This is a genomic window from Paracoccus sp. P2, from assembly GCF_046335115.1.
In the GTDB taxonomy this organism is placed as follows: domain Bacteria; phylum Pseudomonadota; class Alphaproteobacteria; order Rhodobacterales; family Rhodobacteraceae; genus Paracoccus; species Paracoccus pantotrophus.
Genome location: NZ_JBGOSN010000005.1, coordinates 20,310 through 35,139 on the forward strand (window position 1 = coordinate 20,310; position 14,830 = coordinate 35,139).

The following is a 14,830-nucleotide window of genomic DNA, read 5'->3' on the forward strand; positions in this document are numbered from 1 at the left end:
AGAACGAGTGATTTTTCGAAAGGATGTTCGAACATGTTTGCGAGACAAGGCCTTGTGGCACTGCTGGCGATCTGCCCCGTCTCGGCGGCCTGGGCGGTGCCCGCCACCGATGAGGGGGCCCAAAGGCTGCGCGGCGTTTTCCAGACCTATTTCGGCGGCACCGAGGGCGTGGTCGCCGTCACCCCGCAGGGCGAAAGCTATGAGCTGCGCATCGATCCGGCGCCGCTTCTGGCGCAGGTTCCGGCCGATCAGGCCCAGGTCAGCGTCTCGGCCCTGACCTATCGGCTGACCGACAATGGCGACGGCAGCTGGGGCGTCAGCGAGGACCAGGTGCTGAGCTGGTCGGTGGTGGTGCCGAAGATGTTCGAGCAGAAGGGCTCGACCAGGGTCGAATCGACCGGCATCTGGGACGAATCGCTGATGAGCTTTCGCGAACAGAAGGCGGTGATGACGGATTACGTCATCGAATCGGTGCAATATGCGCCGCCGCTGCCTGCTGCCGAAACCGCGCCCGACCAGCCCTCGGCCGAGCCGCAGGTGGTTTCGCGCGATCACCAGCGCACGGCGCGAATGGAATGGTCGGTGAACGGCGCGCCCGGCAAGGCCGGCGGCGTCGATCAGGCCATGAGCTTCACCGCCGAGGGGCTGGAGCAGTCGCAGGAGATCCTGATGGGTCCGGGCGGCCAGCCGATGACCTTCCAGATCACCGCGCCGGGCTACGAGGGCAGCGGCCAGATCACCGGCATGCGCAGCGAAGGCGTGCTGTCCCTGCTTTCCTGGTTCGTCGCCCATCCGTCCGAGGAACTGATCAAGGGCGCGCAGGACGGGCTGCGCGACAAGCTGGCCGCGGCCATGCCGCTATGGGAAGACCTGTCGATGGATGCGGTGCTGCACGACCTGAAGATCGGCTCTCCGCTGGGCGAGTTCGGCCTTGCCTCGACCAAGGTGGCGATCGGCCTGTCCGGTGCCACCGCCGACGGCCGGCTGCACGAACGGGTGGCGCTGTCGGGCCTGACCGTGCCCGAAGGCGTGCTGCCGCCCTGGGCCGTGCCGATCCTGCCGCAAGAGATGACGCTGGACTTCACCGCTTCGGGCTTCGATCTGGCGGCACCGGCGAAGATGCTGATCGAGGGGTTCGACCTGGCCGCCGACGAGCCTTTTGCCCGGCTGGTACCCGAACAGTTGCAGGCGGCGCTGCTGCCCAGGGGCACGGCCGACCTGACGCTTGCGCCCTCGCAGATCAAGGGCGACGGCTACCGGATCGACTATCGCGCCGATATCGCGGCGGGTCCGGGGGCTGCGCCCACCGGCGCGGTGCTGATCTCGGCCATGGGGCTCGACAAGGTCGAGGCGGCGCTGGCCGCCGCCCCGCAGGAAGAGGCCGGCCAGCCGCTGATGATGCTGCGCATGGCCCGCGCCATGGCCAAGCCCGGCGCGAGCGGCGAGCATCTCTGGGACATCCAGATGCCCGAGGGCGGCGGGCCCTTTACCGTCAACGGCCAGCCCATGGGCCCGGCCACCTCGCAGCCCTGAACCAGGCGGCCCCGCCGGATGCGGTGGGGCCTTTCAGCGCCGCTGCCAGCCGGGGGCGGTGTTTTCCTGCCAGCCGGTGCGGTGCAGCAGCGGCGTGTCGTCGGTGAACTCGGGCCAGCCCAGGCAGAGCAGCGCCGAGAACTCCCAGCTTTCGGGCACCGCGAGCAGCGGGCCGATCCGCGCCGGATCGAGGATCGAGACCATGCCAAGCCCCAGGTTGCGCACCCGTGCCGCCAGCCACAGCGCATGGATCGCCATGGCCGTCGATTGCCGCAGGGTCTGCGGCATGGTGGCGCGGCCAAGACCGTGGCCCTCGGAGGGGTCGATCTCGGTAAAGACGGCCAGCCAGACCGGGGCGCGGTCCAGCCCGGCCAGCTTCAGCGCATCGTATGCCTGCCGCTGCCGGCCCTGGTAGCGGGTGGCGGCCTGGGCATTGCAGCGCAGGAAATCGGCGCGGATCGCGGCGCGCAGATCGGGGCTTTCGACGCGGATCACCCGCCAGGGCCGGGCATTGCCGACCGAGGGCGACAGTTCCATCGCCGCGCGCAATTCCTCCAGCAGCGGTTCGGGGACCGGGGCGTCGCGGAAATGCCGCACGTCGCGGCGCCAGCGCAGGATGCGCTGCAAGGCGGCCTTGTCCTCGGCGCCGAACTCCATCACGGCGCCGCGCAGATCGCGCTGTCGGGCAGGCCCGCGGCCCCGGCGCGGATGCCCACCGGCCGGTCGGGCACGGTCAGCTCGACGGCAAGCGGCCAGCCGGAGACGGTCAGCGGGCGGTGGTCGTTCGAGTTCAGCTCGACCCGCAGCCGGTCTCCGGGCCCCAGCGCGTCGAGGTGATGGGCCGGGCCGTAGAGCCGGGCGATCTTGGCGCCGTTGAGGTAAAGATGCGCATGGCCCTCGCCCCGGCGGTCGGCCAGCCCGGCATGTTCGGGGGCAAAGCAGAAGCCCTCGGCCTTGATGAACAGGTTCCAGCCCGCGGTGCTGTCGGGCTCCAGCCGGGCCGCGGCGGTGGCGCTGCCGGCGGGCAGGTCGATGGGCGCGCCGTGGTCATGCGCCGCGGCTTGGGCGCCATGGCCATGCGCGCCGTGGTCGTGGCCGTCCAGCGTGATGCCGTTGGCGGCGGCGATGACGAAGCCCATGCCGCCGCCGAAGACCAGACCGATCAGCAGCATCGGGATCGAGCGATCCATGTCTTTTCCCCGTTTCATGGAACAGCCGGGCGCGGCAGGCACGCCCGGCCGGAAGGGTTGCGGCGCCGATCAGGCGGCCTGCGGCACCGGTGCGCCTTGGCCTTCGCGCTGCCAGAACCAGCCGGCCAGCAGGCCGAGCAGGGCCCAGGCCATCGCGCCCGCCCCCAGCGCCCGGCCGGCGAATTCCGCCGAAAGCTCGGGCGGGACCGGGCCGGCATAGCTGTCGGGCTGCGGCGCGCCGATCAGATGCGGCGCCAGGATCAGCACGATGGCCGCGCCCCAGGCCGCCCAGCCCTTGCCGAAGGCGACCAGCCACAGCGCGAGCCCGGTGGTGGCGGCGGTGCCCAGCCACCAGATCGCGCGGAGCTGCACATCGGCGGCGGCGACGCCCGGCACTTCCGGGGCCAGGCCGAAGGCGGGGGCGAGCTGCATGGTCAGATAGCCGGCCAGGCCCCAAAGCAGCCCCTGCCGCGCCGTGACCGCGTTGCCCCGCGATTCGGAAACCGCCATCAGCGCCACCAGCATCAGCCCGTAGCCGGCATAGACCATCATGGTGAACAGGACCGAAAGCAGGTTGCGGGTCCATTCGAAGGATCCCAGATCCTGATGCGCGCTGACGGCTTCGGCGCCGAAATGCGCCAGTTGGCCGGATTCATACAGTTCGGCATGCAGCAGCACGGGCTGCACGAACCAAAGCTGCAACAGGGCGGCAATCAGCCCCGTTGCAGCGCCAGCGATCAATCCGCTGGTCAGAATGCGCGAGAACATCAGTGGCAGGGGAAGCCGGTGGCGTGACGCACGTCATGGGCGGCGTCATGCAGGGTCTCGGCCTGCACCAGCCCGGACATGAAGATCAGCCCGAAGCCGATCGCGAAGGCGGCGATGGCGGGAAACAGCACCGAGGCGCGGCTGGCCCCTGCGGCGGTCATGGGTTTTGCGGTCATCTGCGACCCTTTCCTTATGTCGTCCAACCCGACGACGTTGCGGTTCCATGCATCGGCAGGTCTCCTGGCTTGCGGGTCACGGCAGACGCCCGCCTTCCCGGCCGGATGGCCAGTGGCGCGATGGGCGTCCGCTCTCCGCTTACAGTCGCGGGGGCGGCTGCGGATTTGGTCCTGGATGCCCAGGGCTGCACCGCATTCCCTTTTGGCCCCGGAAAGGGGCACCGATACACGCGCATGTTACCTGCGATGGCGCGGCGGCGGCAAGCGGAATCGGGGGGAAGCTGCGGCGGGGTCGGAGAGCGGGCGACGGGTCGGCGGGCGGCGCTGCCGCATGGGTATTTGGAGAACGAAGAAGATGGCGGGGGATCGGGCTGGCGGAATCGCCGGGTGGCGGGTAGGCCGTGCCAATCAGGGTTCCGGCGGCCAGTCCAGGTCGACCCAGACCAGCCGGTGCGCGGAAGCCGCCAGCGCGGCCTCGGCCAGCGGGCCCTCGGCCGGCCAGAACACGCCCGAGCCCAGCACGGCCAGCCCTTTCGCGGGCAGGACGTAATCCACGCGCAGGTTGCCCGGCGGCTTGTCGTCCGGCCAGTCGCCGGTGTCCAGCGCCGGGTCGCCCTTGTGGCCGTCGTTGACGCCGCCTTTGGCCGCGGTGCCGCCGGCGCTGCGAGGCAGGGGGTCGGTGACATGCGCCATGATCCGGGCCAGCGCCTCGGGCCGGCCCTCGCTGTCCAGGGGGTCGAGGTTCAGGTTGCCGGCCAGTACGAAGGGGCCGTCGGGCAGGTGATGCAGCCAGAAGGCCAGCTCGTCATGGTTGCGCCGGCCGTTCAGATCCTCGGGTCCGTCGAAGACCGGCGGCGTCGCGGACATGGCGAGCAGGTGCAGCGGCCGGCCGGCGACCGTGACCACCGCGTCCCAATGCGCGGTCGAGGACAGGCGGCGGATCGCCGCCGCTTCCTCGGGCAGCGGCGGCATCAGGTGGCCGGGCAGGTCGCGCCACAGGAAGGCCGTGTAATCCGTCACCGGCCCGATCGGGTGGCGCGACAGGATCGCCATGCCGCCCTGGCCGGAGAAGGTGCCGAAGCCCTGCGCATCGTCGGCGCTGCCCAGCCGCCCGTCTGCGTTCAGGTCCAGCCCTGTCGCCATGCCGGAATTCGGCCGGGTGGCGAAGCGGTGCGGATAGTCCAGCCCGGCCTCGGCCAGCCTTGCGGCAAAGGCGTCCAGCGCCCGGCCGTCGTGGTCCCAGTCGAAATGCGTCAGCAGCAGGATGTCGGGGCGGGTTTCCGCCAGCACCTGCACCACCGCCTCGATCTGAGCGTCCTTGCGGCCCAGGTCGCGCAACAAAAGCCCCGGCCCGTCGCGCGACAGGTCGGGGCTGTAGGTCGCGATCCGCAGCGGATCGGCATGGGCGGCCAGGCCCAGGATGGCAAGCAGGGCCGCCCCGGCCAGCGGCCTTACACCCAAGGCCGGCTCTGGGCCATCTGCGCCTCGTAGGCGTCGATGGCGGGGGCCTTTTCCATGGTCAGGCCGATGTCGTCCAGCCCGTTCAGCAGGCAATGGCGGCGGAACGGGTCCAGTTCGAAGGGGAAGCTCTGCCCGTCCGAGGTGGTCACGGTCAGGTTTTCCAGGTCCACGGTCATGCGGGCATTGGCGCCCTTTTTCGCGTCCTCCATCAGCACATCCACCACCTCTTGCGGCATGACGATAGGCAGGATGCCGTTCTTGAAGCAGTTGTTGTAGAAGATGTCGGCGAAGCTGGTGGAGATCACGCAGCGGATGCCGAAATCCAGCAGCGCCCAGGGCGCATGCTCGCGCGAGGAGCCGCAGCCGAAATTGTCGCCGGCGACGATGATCTGTGCCTCGCGGTAAGCCGGCTGGTTCAGCACGAAATCCGGGATCTCGTTGCCCTCGGCGTCATAGCGCATCTCGTCGAACAGGTTCTTGCCCAGACCCGAGCGGTGGATCGTCTTCAGGAACTGTTTCGGGATGATCATGTCGGTGTCGATATTGACCAGCGGCATGGGCGCCGCGATGCCGGTCAGGGTGGTGAACTTGTCCATGTCGTGATCCTCGCAGAATTGACTTGGGCCGCCGTGGCCCGTTAACCGAGACCCGTCCGGCGCCTTGCGGCATGGAAAGGGCTTCGCTGATGTTTTTCGGGTTTTCCAGCTTTGCGGCCCTGCGCGCCTGCATCGCGCGCGACTGGAGGCCGCAGATCGGAGACCCCGAGATCACCGGCTGGCTGACGGTGCTCTCGTATCTGATATGCTTCGTGCTGGCCGTCATGGTGCTGCGCCGCCGTCCGGCCGGCGCTGCGCGCGGGCTGTGGCTGACGACCGCCGGGCTGATGGCCTTCCTGGGGCTGAACAAGCAGCTTGACCTGCAGACCGCGCTGACGGCTGCCGGGCGCTGCATGGCGCGGGCGCAGGGCTGGTACGACGACCGCCATCTGGTGCAGCTGGCCTTCATCGCCGGGCTGGTGCTGGGCGTGGCGATCGCGCTGGCCTGGGCGACGAACACCCTGCGCGGGCGCATGCGCCGCAACGGCCTTGCCCTGGCGGGGCTGGCTTTGCTGTGCGGCTTCGTGCTGGTGCGCGCGGTGGGCTTTCATCATGTGGACAGGCTCCTCAGCCTGGACTTCGCGAAGCTCGGGCTCAATTTCTGGTTCGAGAACGCCGGGCTGGTGCTGATCGCGAACAACGCCCTGATGCTTCTGCGGCGGGGCCGCTAGGGGCCCCACCCGAAGCATCAGACGGTTTCCGCCAGCAGTTCGCGCACATCGGTCAGGTGGCCCTTGATGCCCGCCGCCGCCGCCATGACCGGCGACATCAGGTGGGTGCGGCCGCCGCGGCCCATGCGGCCCTCGAAATTGCGGTTCGAGGTCGCGGCGCAGCGTTCGCCGGGCGCCAGCTGGTCGGGGTTCATGCCCAGGCACATCGAGCAGCCGGCCAGCCGCCATTCGAAGCCGGCGTCGATGAAGATCTTGTCCAGACCCTCCTCCTCGGCCTGCATCCTGACCAGGCCCGAGCCCGGCACGACCATGCCGCGCACGCCCGGCGCCAGCCTGTGGCCCTTGAGGATGCCGGCGGCGGCGCGCAGGTCCTCGATCCGGCCATTGGTGCAGGAACCGATGAAGACCGCGTCGATCTTGATCTGGTTCAGCGGCGTGCCCGGCTTCAGGCCCATGTAGTCGAGGCTGCGGCGCGCGGCCTCGACCTTGCCGCCCTCGAAATCCTCGGGGGCGGGGACCGTGCCGGTGATTGGCAGCACGTCCTCGGGCGAGGTGCCCCAGGTCACGACCGGGGCGATGTCCTCGCCGCGTATGGTGACGACCTTGTCCCAATGCGCGCCTTCGTCGCTGAACAGCGTCTTCCACCAGCTGACCGCGGCCTCCCAGGCGGCGCCTTTCGGGGCGTGCGGGCGGCCCTTGCAATAGTCGAAGGTCTTTTCGTCCGGGGCGATCAGGCCGGCGCGGGCGCCACCCTCGATGGCCATGTTGCAGACGGTCATGCGGCCTTCCATCGACAACTCGCGGATCGCCTCGCCGCAATATTCGATGACATAGCCCGTGCCGCCCGCGGTGCCGGTCTTGCCGATCACCGCCAGCGTGATGTCCTTGGCGGTGACGCCGGGACGGAGCTTGCCGGTGATTTCCACCTTCATGTTCTTGGATTTCTTCTGGATCAGCGTCTGGGTGGCCAGGACGTGTTCCACTTCCGAGGTGCCGATGCCATGCGCCAGCGCGCCGAAGGCGCCGTGGGTCGCAGTATGGCTGTCGCCGCAGACCACCGTCATGCCGGGCAGGGTCCAGCCCTGTTCCGGCCCGACGATATGCACGATGCCCTGGCGGATGTCGTTCATCGGATAATAGTTCAGCCCGAATTCGCGGGCGTTCTTGTCCAGTTCGGCGACCTGGATGCGACCCTCGGGGTTCTCGATCCCGTCCACGCGGTCGGCGGTGGTCGGCACGTTGTGGTCCGGCACGGCGATGGTCTGGTCGGGGCGGCGCACCTTGCGCCCGGCCATGCGCAGCCCTTCGAAGGCCTGGGGCGAGGTCACCTCATGCACCAGGTGGCGGTCGATATAGAGGATGCAGGTGCCGTCTTCGGAACGCTCGACCACATGGGCGTCGAAGATCTTGTCATAGAGGGTGCGGGGCGCGCCCGCATTGGTGTTGCCGGTCATGGCTGTCTCTTTTCTGGAAGACTAGCTGGGAAAGGGCGGAGGGGGCGCCGCAGCCTGCGGCAGGGCGCGCGCAGGCGCCCGCTCCCGTCAAAGTCGGGCGGTGACGGACAGGCTTTCGCCGTAGAACCGGCCGGGCAGGCGGGCGCGGTCGTGAATGTCGAAATAGACGAATCCTCGCATAGGGGGATTAATAGGGCGATTTCACTTCATATTCAATATCGCCACACGGCTCTGTTAATTCCAAGTTGAGAAATCGTCCCTATCTTGGTGCCAAAAGTCACGGAAGGGGACCGATCATGCTGATTCGCATCATCCTGCGGGCGATCCCGCTGATCTGCGTGGCCGTTTTCGCGCTGGCGGTACATTGGGCGGATACACCGCTCAAGCAGGCGCGGGCGGCGGCGGGCGTCGAAAGCCGGCACCTGGCCTGGGGTCCGGGGCAGGTCAGATGCGCCGATCCCTGGGGAAATCTGCCGGTTTCGGCCTGTCCGGCGGGCGATGCCTCCAGAAATCCGCCGCGCCTGCATTGAGCGGGCGCGATTCCGTGCTACATTGGTAAGGCCCCGGCGCCGGGGGAGATCGGCGTGATGACCGGAGGATGAACCCTGTCCAATACCGTCTCGCCGGCTGCTGCGCCGGCTGCGACCACCGCGGAATCCGGGCTGACGAGCGATCAGCTACTGGACCGCATTCTTGCCTCTCTTGACGACGACAAGGCCGAAGATGTCGTGACCATCGACCTGCGCGGCCGCTCGGCCATGGCCGATCACATGGTGATCGCCTCGGGCCGGAACGCGCGGCAGGTGGCCTCGATCGCCGAAAAGCTGATCGAGCGCCTGAAGGAGCAGACCGGCCGCTCGGCCCGCATCGAGGGCAAGGAAACCGGCGATTGGGTGCTGATCGACACCGACGACGTGATCGTCCATGTCTTCCGCCCCGAGGTCCGCGAGTTCTATCAGCTGGAAAAGATGTGGATGCCCGCCGACGCCCTGCGCTCGGCCACGCTGGAGCGGCTGCGCGCCGAACACGCCGCCGCCGAGGCCGGCAAGCCCCGCATCTGATCCATGCGCATGGTCATTGCCGCGGTCGGGCGGCTGCGGCAGGGCCCCGAGGCGAAGCTGATCGCCGAATATCTGGACCGTCACGCCAAGGCGGGCCGCGCCTTGGGCCTGCCGCCCGTGACCCTGGCCGAGGTCGAGGACAGGCGCAGCGGCGGCATGGCGGCCGAGGCCGCGCTGCTGGCCAGGGCCGTTCCTGACGGTGCCGCCCTGGTGGTGCTGGACGAGCGCGGCCAGATGCTGAGTTCCCCCGAATTTGCCGGCCGCATTGCCGGCTGGCGCGACCAGGCGCGCGATGTCGCCTTCGTGATCGGCGGCGCCGATGGCATCGACCCCGGCCTGCGCGACCGCGCCGATCTGGCCATCAGCTTCGGCCGCATGGTCTGGCCGCATATGCTGGCCCGCGTCATGCTGGCCGAGCAGATCTATCGCGCCACCACCATCCTGGCCGGCAGCCCCTATCACCGGGAATGACAAGCCCTTCAGATCGCTAGGATTTTAAGAAAACATCCGGCAAAGAACGGGTGAAATCCGCCGGGAAACGGCTAGGATAAGCCTGTCCAGATCACGTATCCGCGGGTGTGTCATGATTCCAGTCGTTCATCAGATCCAAAGCCGGGCCGGTCCCGCCGCCACGCCGGCGGCGCGAGAAGTCGAAATCATCGGCCCCACCCTTGCCCGCGCCCAGCCCGAGGTGCCGCCGGTCGAGGAATCGGGCGGGGTGGCCCAGGACACGCAGCTTGGCCGCCAGGGCGTCGGCCGCGCGCGGCAGGCCGCATCGGCCCGGGCGCCGCAAGGCAATGCGCCGGCCGGGGCCGCGGCCGAGGATGCCGACGGACCGCAGGATCGCGCCGTGTTCCGTGCCAAGGTGATCCGCTTCCTGACCGCGATCTATGGCGACGACGAATCCTTCCAGCGCGCATTGAAGCTGGGCACCATCGTGATTCGCGCGGTCGAGGACCAGCCGGAACCCGAGTTGCGGCCGGAACTGTCGCATGCGACCTATCGCCACGGTGCGACCCAGGCCCAGCAGGCGCCGGCAGCGGCGGAACGTCGGGGCGGCGACCAGCCAGCAACCGTCGCGGCGGGCGATTTCATTGCCTGGTGGCCGAAATAGCCCTTGCGCGAGCGGCGGATCGGTCGGCCGGAACGGCGCGGTGCTGATGGTCCGAAAGGGCTCGCGGCACAGGTTTTTCCCCGGCCTCTGGGAACGCCCGCCGATCAACGCCGCTGTACGACAGGATCCGCGACGACGCCTTGCCAATCCGCGACCGCGGCGGCGCGGCAGTTGACCGGGAAAGGTGCGGCGGGCGGCGGCGAAATGCGACGGCCTGCCGCGATCCGGGATGATGCCTTGCCGGCCATGGGCCTCAGGGTGCTGCTACCGGCCGGAAAGGCGCCGAGGAGCGTGCGGCAGCCGGCCGGAAAAGGCGCCGAGGCGAAGGGCCGCGGCGATATGCGGACCGCGGCCGCGGGTGATCGGCCAATGGGCCGGAGCCGCGAATTGGGGCCCAGGTGCGGAGGGTCCGGGCGGTGCTGCCCGTTTCAGGCGCAGGGCACGACCCAGTTGTCGATGATCTCGACCGCCTCGTCGGCGCTTTCCACGAAGCTGATCAGTTCCAGATCCTCGGGGCTGATGGTGCCGGCCTCGGCCAGGGCCTGCCAGTTGATGACCTTGTGCCAGAATTCCGGTCCGAACAGGATGAAGGGCACGCGCCGCATGCGGCCGGTCTGGATCAGGGTCAGGGCCTCGAACATCTCATCCATGGTGCCGAAGCCGCCGGGAAAGATGGTCACCGCCTTGGCCCGCATCAGGAAATGCATCTTGCGGATGGCGAAATAGTGGAAGTTGAAGCACAGGTCCGGCGTCACATAGGCGTTCGGCGTCTGCTCGTGCGGCAGCACGATGGACAGGCCGATCGAGGCGCCGCCCGCCTCATGCGCGCCCAGGTTGCCCGCCTCCATCACCCCCGGCCCGCCGCCGGTGCAGATCACGTTCTCGGCGCCATAGCTTTTCAGGCTGCGTTCGGTCATCAGCCGGGCAAAGCGCCGCGCCTCGTCATAGTAATGCGACAGGGCGGCCAGCGCCGGGGTGCGCGCGCCCTCGCGCCGCTCGGGGGCGGGGATGCGGGCGCCGCCGAACATCACCACGGTCGAGCGGATGCCGCGCGCATCCATGATCATCTGTGGCTTGAGCAGTTCAAGCTGCAACCGCACCGGGCGCAGTTCCTCGCGCAGCAGGAATTCGGTATCGGTAAAAGCCAGCCGATAGGCCGGCGCGCGGGTCTGTGCCGTGTCGGGCGTGGTCTGCGCCACGGCCACGTCCTGATGGCTGTCGCGGAACGGGTGGCTGCGCTCGTCAAGTTCTGTCATCCAAACCTCTGGCCGAAACCGCCGCATTGCGCGGCCGCAGCCCTCGGCTTATAGCCCTCGGGCAAGAGTTTCCACCGTTGAGAGGCCAGACCATGTCGAATGACGCCCTTGAAGCCGCCATCGAATCCGCCTGGGAGATCCGCGACCAGATCACCCCCGCCACCAGGGGCGAGGTCCGCGACGCCGTCGAGGCCACGCTGGAGGCGCTGGACAAGGGCGTTCTGCGCGTCGCCGAAAAGCGCGGCCAGGACTGGCACGTCAACCAGTGGGCGAAAAAGGCCGTGCTGCTGGGCTTTCGCCTGAAGGACATGGAGGTCCAGATGGGCGGCCCGCAGGGCGGCACCTGGTGGGACAAGGTGGACAGCAAGTTCGCCCATTGGGGCGAGGCGCAATGGCAGGTTGCCGGCTTCCGCGCCGTGCCGAACTGTGTCGTGCGCCGCTCGGCCTATATCGCCAAGGGCGTGGTGCTGATGCCCAGTTTCGTGAACCTGGGCGCCTATGTCGACGAGGGCACCATGGTCGATACCTGGGCCACCGTCGGCTCCTGCGCGCAGATCGGCAAGAACGTGCACCTGTCGGGCGGCGTCGGCATCGGCGGCGTGCTGGAGCCGATGCAGGCCGGCCCCACCATCATCGAGGACAATTGCTTCATCGGCGCGCGTTCCGAGGTGGTCGAGGGCTGCATCGTGCGCGAGGGCTCGGTCCTAGGCATGGGCGTCTTTATCGGCAAATCGACCAAGATCGTCGACCGCGAGACCGGCGAGGTCATGTATGGCGAGGTTCCGGCCGGTTCGGTGGTGGTCGCCGGCTCGATGCCCTCGAAGAACGGCGTGAACCTTTATTGCGCGGTGATCGTGAAGCGCGTCGATGCGCAGACCCGCTCCAAGACCTCGATCAACGAGTTGCTGCGCGACTGAGCCGCTGCGCCCCTGCACCGGGCTCGCCCTTGCGTGAGCCCGGCGTGAAACCCAAGCGCCGCCGCTGCGTTCAACCCTGACAGGCATCCTGAAAGCGGAGTTTCACATGCAGGGTTTGGGTTGGCTGGCCGCGATCATCGTCGGCGGTCTTGCGGGCTGGATCGCCAGCAGCATCATGAAGGCGGACACGGGGATCATCCTCAACGTCATCCTGGGCATCGTCGGCGCCATCGTCGGCAATGCGCTTCTGGGCCTGGTCGGGCTGAACGCCCAGGCCGGCAGCTGGCTGGCGCAGGGCGTGGCCGGGCTGATCGGCGCGGTGATCCTGATCTGGCTTTACCGCGCCGTGGCCGGATAGCGATCGGGGCGGGGTCATTCCCGCCCCCTTCCCATCTCAGGCGGTGAAATCCGCCGCCTTCGCGCCGGTAATGCGGAGCAGATCCGCGGGCGCGATGGCAAAGACATGGCGCGGCGTGCCCGCCGCCGCCCAGACCAGGTCGAAATCCAGCAGGCGCGGGTCCAGCCAGGCCTCGATCCGGCGCAGATGCCCGACCGGGGCGACGCCGCCGATGGCAAAGCCGGTCTCGGCCCGGATCAATTCGGCATCGGCCTTGTCCAGGCGCTGCCCGGCCACCCCGGTCGCCTTGGCCGGATCGACGCGATTGCCGCCGGCGGTCAGGAACAGCACCACATGACCGCTTTCCTCGCCGCGAAAGATGACCGACTTGGCGATCTGGTCCACGGCGCAGCCGACCGCCGCCGCGGCGCCCTGGGCGGTGCGGGCGCTGTCGTCGGTCTCGCGGATCCGGGCGGCAAGGCCGGCCGCCTCCAGCGCCGATTGCACGCGGCGCAAGCTCTTGCTCATTGTCTCCTCCATCCGTTTCGGGCGATATGACGGCAGATCGCGACAAAGGGAAAGCCATGCAACAGGTCTATACGCTTCTGGTCCAGGTCGGCCGCGCCGCGGATGACGGCCTGCCCGCAGAGGCCAGCGGCGCGGCGCTGGTCTGCTATGCTTCGGGCGTGACCGAGGAGGAGGCGGTGCGCGAGACGGTCGCCATCCTCAAGCAGGCCGGTCTTGCGCCGCTGGAAGTCACCGGCCACGGCAGCATCGACGAGCGCCTGGCCGAGGGTCACGAGATCCCCGAGGAGGAGCGCGCCCTGATGGACCGCGCGCTGGCCGAGAACGCGGTGATCGTGGCGCAGATGGAGCCGCTCTGGGACGAGCAGGGCTGATCCGCCCCTATCCAGCCGTGCCCGGCTGGGCTAGACTGGCCCGAAGCAGAGCAGGCAGAACAAGAATACGGAACGGACAGGCAGAATGACCAGACGCATCTCGCGCATCGCGACCATGGCCGTGCTGACCCTTGCCCTGGCAGGCTGCGGCGTGTCGCTGAACCAGGGACCGGGCGCCGTCGGCGGCGGCCATTTCGGCGGGCTGCCCACGGCCGGCGGGCAGGGCTCCGAGGCGGGCTTCCGCAACTGGGTGCAAAGCTTCCGCCCGCGCGCGTTGGCGGCCGGCATCTCGCCCGCGACCTTCGACAGCGCCATGGCCGGGGCGCATTACCAGCCCGGCATCGTGGCGCTCGACCGCAAGCAAAGCGAGTTCACCAAGCCGGTCTGGGAATACCTCGACGGCGCCATCGGCACGCGCGGCGCGACCGGCCGCGCCAAGGCCGCGCAATATGCCGGCACGCTTTCGGCCATTGAGGCGCGCTACGGCGTCCCGCGCGAGATCGTGCTGGCGGTCTGGGGCATGGAATCCAACTTCGGCGCCAATCGCGGCAATACCCGGATCGTGCCGGCCTTGGCGACGCTGGCCTATGACGGAAGGCGCGGCGAATTTTTCGCCGGCGAGCTGGTGGCGGCGCTGCGCATCATCCAGTCGGGCGACGTGGACAGCGCCCATATGGTCGGCAGCTGGGCCGGGGCCATGGGGCATACGCAGTTCATGCCCTCGTCCTTCCTCGGCCATGCGGTCGATTTCAACGGCGACGGCCGCCGCGACATCTGGTCGGACGACCCGACCGACGCGCTGGCCTCGACCGCCAGCTATCTGCGCCAGAACGGCTGGCGCCCCGGCCAGAGCTGGGGGACCGAGGTGATCCTGCCGCCGGGCTTCGACTTCAACCAGGCCGGCAAGTCGGTGCAGCATTCCGGCAGCCAATGGGCGGCGATGGGGGTGCGCACGGTCAGCGGTGCGCCGGTGCCCTCGGGCTCGATCCTGGCGCCGGCAGGTGCCCGCGGCCCGGCCTTCCTGATCACGGAAAACTTCCGCGCCATCCTGAAATACAACGCCTCGGACAGCTACGCCCTCGGCGTGGCCTATCTGGGCGAGGCCATCGCCGGCCGCCGCGGCATCCAGGGCAGCTGGCCGCGCGGCGACCGCACGCTGTCGAACAGCGAAAAGGCCGAGATCCAGCGGTTGCTGATGGCCCGCGGCTTCGACACCGGCGGGGTGGACGGCAAGCTCGGCAGCCAGTCGACCGAGGCGATCAAGGCCTTCCAGCGTTCCCGCGGCGTGACGCCCGACGGCTATGCCGATACCCGCCTGCTGGCCATGCTGCGCGGCTAGGATAAAGGGCGGCTCCGAAGGCCGCCCGCGCGCATTTCACCGTTTCCCCAATACCCAT

The 14,830-nt window shown here is 68.9% G+C and carries 19 protein-coding genes and 1 riboswitch; of the genes, 10 read left to right on the forward strand and 9 right to left on the reverse strand.

Annotation, left to right across the window (positions count from 1 at the left end):
* The first annotated feature begins 33 nt into the window (after nucleotides 1-33).
* Nucleotides 34-1,533, forward strand: a complete 1,500-nt coding sequence (locus tag ACDP63_RS04740) for a hypothetical protein (RefSeq protein WP_024843050.1) — start codon at nucleotides 34-36, stop codon at nucleotides 1,531-1,533.
* Nucleotides 1,534-1,566: 33 nt separating this feature from the next.
* On the opposite strand, the gene bluB is transcribed toward ACDP63_RS04740, so the two are convergent.
* From bluB to leuD, 6 genes are all read right to left on the reverse strand, one after another.
* Nucleotides 1,567-2,190 carry a 5,6-dimethylbenzimidazole synthase gene (gene bluB, locus ACDP63_RS04745; RefSeq protein ID WP_024843049.1) on the reverse strand — a complete coding sequence of 208 codons (624 nt, stop codon included), beginning with the start codon at nucleotides 2,188-2,190 and terminating at the stop codon, nucleotides 1,567-1,569.
* Complete coding sequence (locus tag ACDP63_RS04750; protein WP_024843048.1) at nucleotides 2,190-2,723, reverse strand: hypothetical protein; 534 nt, start codon at nucleotides 2,721-2,723, stop codon at nucleotides 2,190-2,192. The genes bluB and ACDP63_RS04750 overlap by 1 nt, the downstream gene beginning before the upstream one ends.
* Before the next feature lie 69 nt (nucleotides 2,724-2,792).
* Nucleotides 2,793-3,491, reverse strand: a complete 699-nt coding sequence (locus ACDP63_RS04755) for a CbtA family protein (RefSeq protein ID WP_024843047.1) — start codon at nucleotides 3,489-3,491, stop codon at nucleotides 2,793-2,795.
* Complete coding sequence (locus tag ACDP63_RS04760) at nucleotides 3,491-3,667, reverse strand: CbtB domain-containing protein (RefSeq protein WP_024843046.1); 177 nt, start codon at nucleotides 3,665-3,667, stop codon at nucleotides 3,491-3,493. The genes ACDP63_RS04755 and ACDP63_RS04760 overlap by 1 nt, the downstream gene beginning before the upstream one ends.
* A 36-nt stretch (nucleotides 3,668-3,703) precedes the next feature.
* Nucleotides 3,704-3,908: riboswitch (cobalamin riboswitch) on the reverse strand.
* A 167-nt stretch (nucleotides 3,909-4,075) separates the two neighbouring features.
* On the reverse strand, nucleotides 4,076-5,128 hold the full coding sequence (locus ACDP63_RS04765) for an endonuclease/exonuclease/phosphatase family protein (RefSeq protein ID WP_024843045.1): 1,053 nt from the start codon (nucleotides 5,126-5,128) through the stop codon (nucleotides 4,076-4,078).
* Nucleotides 5,119-5,724 carry a 3-isopropylmalate dehydratase small subunit gene (gene leuD / locus ACDP63_RS04770; protein WP_024843044.1) on the reverse strand — a complete coding sequence of 202 codons (606 nt, stop codon included), beginning with the start codon at nucleotides 5,722-5,724 and terminating at the stop codon, nucleotides 5,119-5,121. The genes ACDP63_RS04765 and leuD overlap by 10 nt, the downstream gene beginning before the upstream one ends.
* Before the next feature lie 89 nt (nucleotides 5,725-5,813).
* Between leuD and ACDP63_RS04775 the strand changes: the two genes are divergently transcribed.
* Nucleotides 5,814-6,395, forward strand: coding sequence for a hypothetical protein (locus ACDP63_RS04775; protein ID WP_409927842.1), 582 nt, complete (start codon nucleotides 5,814-5,816; stop codon nucleotides 6,393-6,395).
* Nucleotides 6,396-6,412: 17 nt separating this feature from the next.
* Here the strand turns inward: ACDP63_RS04775 and leuC are convergent, their stop codons facing one another.
* Nucleotides 6,413-7,849, reverse strand: coding sequence for a 3-isopropylmalate dehydratase large subunit (leuC, locus tag ACDP63_RS04780; protein WP_024843042.1), 1,437 nt, complete (start codon nucleotides 7,847-7,849; stop codon nucleotides 6,413-6,415).
* Between the two features lie 296 nt (nucleotides 7,850-8,145).
* Here leuC and ACDP63_RS04785 point away from each other — a divergent pair, with 296 nt between their 5' ends.
* From ACDP63_RS04785 to ACDP63_RS04800, 4 genes are all read left to right on the forward strand, one after another.
* Nucleotides 8,146-8,379: a hypothetical protein gene (locus ACDP63_RS04785; protein ID WP_024843041.1), complete on the forward strand. Its 234-nt coding sequence runs from the start codon at nucleotides 8,146-8,148 to the stop codon at nucleotides 8,377-8,379.
* 132 nt (nucleotides 8,380-8,511) lie between these two features.
* Nucleotides 8,512-8,910 carry a ribosome silencing factor gene (gene rsfS / locus ACDP63_RS04790; protein WP_028709891.1) on the forward strand — a complete coding sequence of 133 codons (399 nt, stop codon included), beginning with the start codon at nucleotides 8,512-8,514 and terminating at the stop codon, nucleotides 8,908-8,910.
* A gap of 3 nt (nucleotides 8,911-8,913) precedes the next feature.
* Nucleotides 8,914-9,381, forward strand: coding sequence for a 23S rRNA (pseudouridine(1915)-N(3))-methyltransferase RlmH (rlmH, locus tag ACDP63_RS04795; protein WP_024843039.1), 468 nt, complete (start codon nucleotides 8,914-8,916; stop codon nucleotides 9,379-9,381).
* A 112-nt stretch (nucleotides 9,382-9,493) separates the two neighbouring features.
* Nucleotides 9,494-10,024, forward strand: coding sequence for a hypothetical protein (locus ACDP63_RS04800; protein WP_024843038.1), 531 nt, complete (start codon nucleotides 9,494-9,496; stop codon nucleotides 10,022-10,024).
* 428 nt (nucleotides 10,025-10,452) lie between these two features.
* On the opposite strand, the gene ACDP63_RS04805 is transcribed toward ACDP63_RS04800, so the two are convergent.
* Nucleotides 10,453-11,280, reverse strand: a complete 828-nt coding sequence (locus ACDP63_RS04805) for an LOG family protein (protein ID WP_024843037.1) — start codon at nucleotides 11,278-11,280, stop codon at nucleotides 10,453-10,455.
* 92 nt (nucleotides 11,281-11,372) lie between these two features.
* On the opposite strand from ACDP63_RS04805, the gene dapD reads away from it, so the two are divergent.
* A complete protein-coding gene (gene dapD, locus ACDP63_RS04810; RefSeq protein WP_024843036.1) occupies nucleotides 11,373-12,197 on the forward strand; it encodes a 2,3,4,5-tetrahydropyridine-2,6-dicarboxylate N-succinyltransferase in 825 nt (274 codons plus the stop codon).
* Between the two features lie 106 nt (nucleotides 12,198-12,303).
* Nucleotides 12,304-12,555 (forward strand): GlsB/YeaQ/YmgE family stress response membrane protein, encoded by a 252-nt coding sequence (locus tag ACDP63_RS04815; RefSeq protein ID WP_024843035.1) that lies wholly within the window; start codon nucleotides 12,304-12,306, stop codon nucleotides 12,553-12,555.
* A gap of 36 nt (nucleotides 12,556-12,591) precedes the next feature.
* Here the strand turns inward: ACDP63_RS04815 and ACDP63_RS04820 are convergent, their stop codons facing one another.
* Nucleotides 12,592-13,062 carry a YbaK/EbsC family protein gene (locus ACDP63_RS04820; RefSeq protein WP_024843034.1) on the reverse strand — a complete coding sequence of 157 codons (471 nt, stop codon included), beginning with the start codon at nucleotides 13,060-13,062 and terminating at the stop codon, nucleotides 12,592-12,594.
* 56 nt (nucleotides 13,063-13,118) lie between these two features.
* Here ACDP63_RS04820 and ACDP63_RS04825 point away from each other — a divergent pair, with 56 nt between their 5' ends.
* Together ACDP63_RS04825 and ACDP63_RS04830 are read left to right on the forward strand one after the other, a co-directional pair.
* Nucleotides 13,119-13,433, forward strand: a complete 315-nt coding sequence (locus ACDP63_RS04825; protein ID WP_081750452.1) for a hypothetical protein — start codon at nucleotides 13,119-13,121, stop codon at nucleotides 13,431-13,433.
* An 85-nt stretch (nucleotides 13,434-13,518) separates the two neighbouring features.
* Nucleotides 13,519-14,772, forward strand: coding sequence for a lytic murein transglycosylase (locus tag ACDP63_RS04830; protein ID WP_024843032.1), 1,254 nt, complete (start codon nucleotides 13,519-13,521; stop codon nucleotides 14,770-14,772).
* Nucleotides 14,773-14,830: the final 58 nt, after the last annotated feature.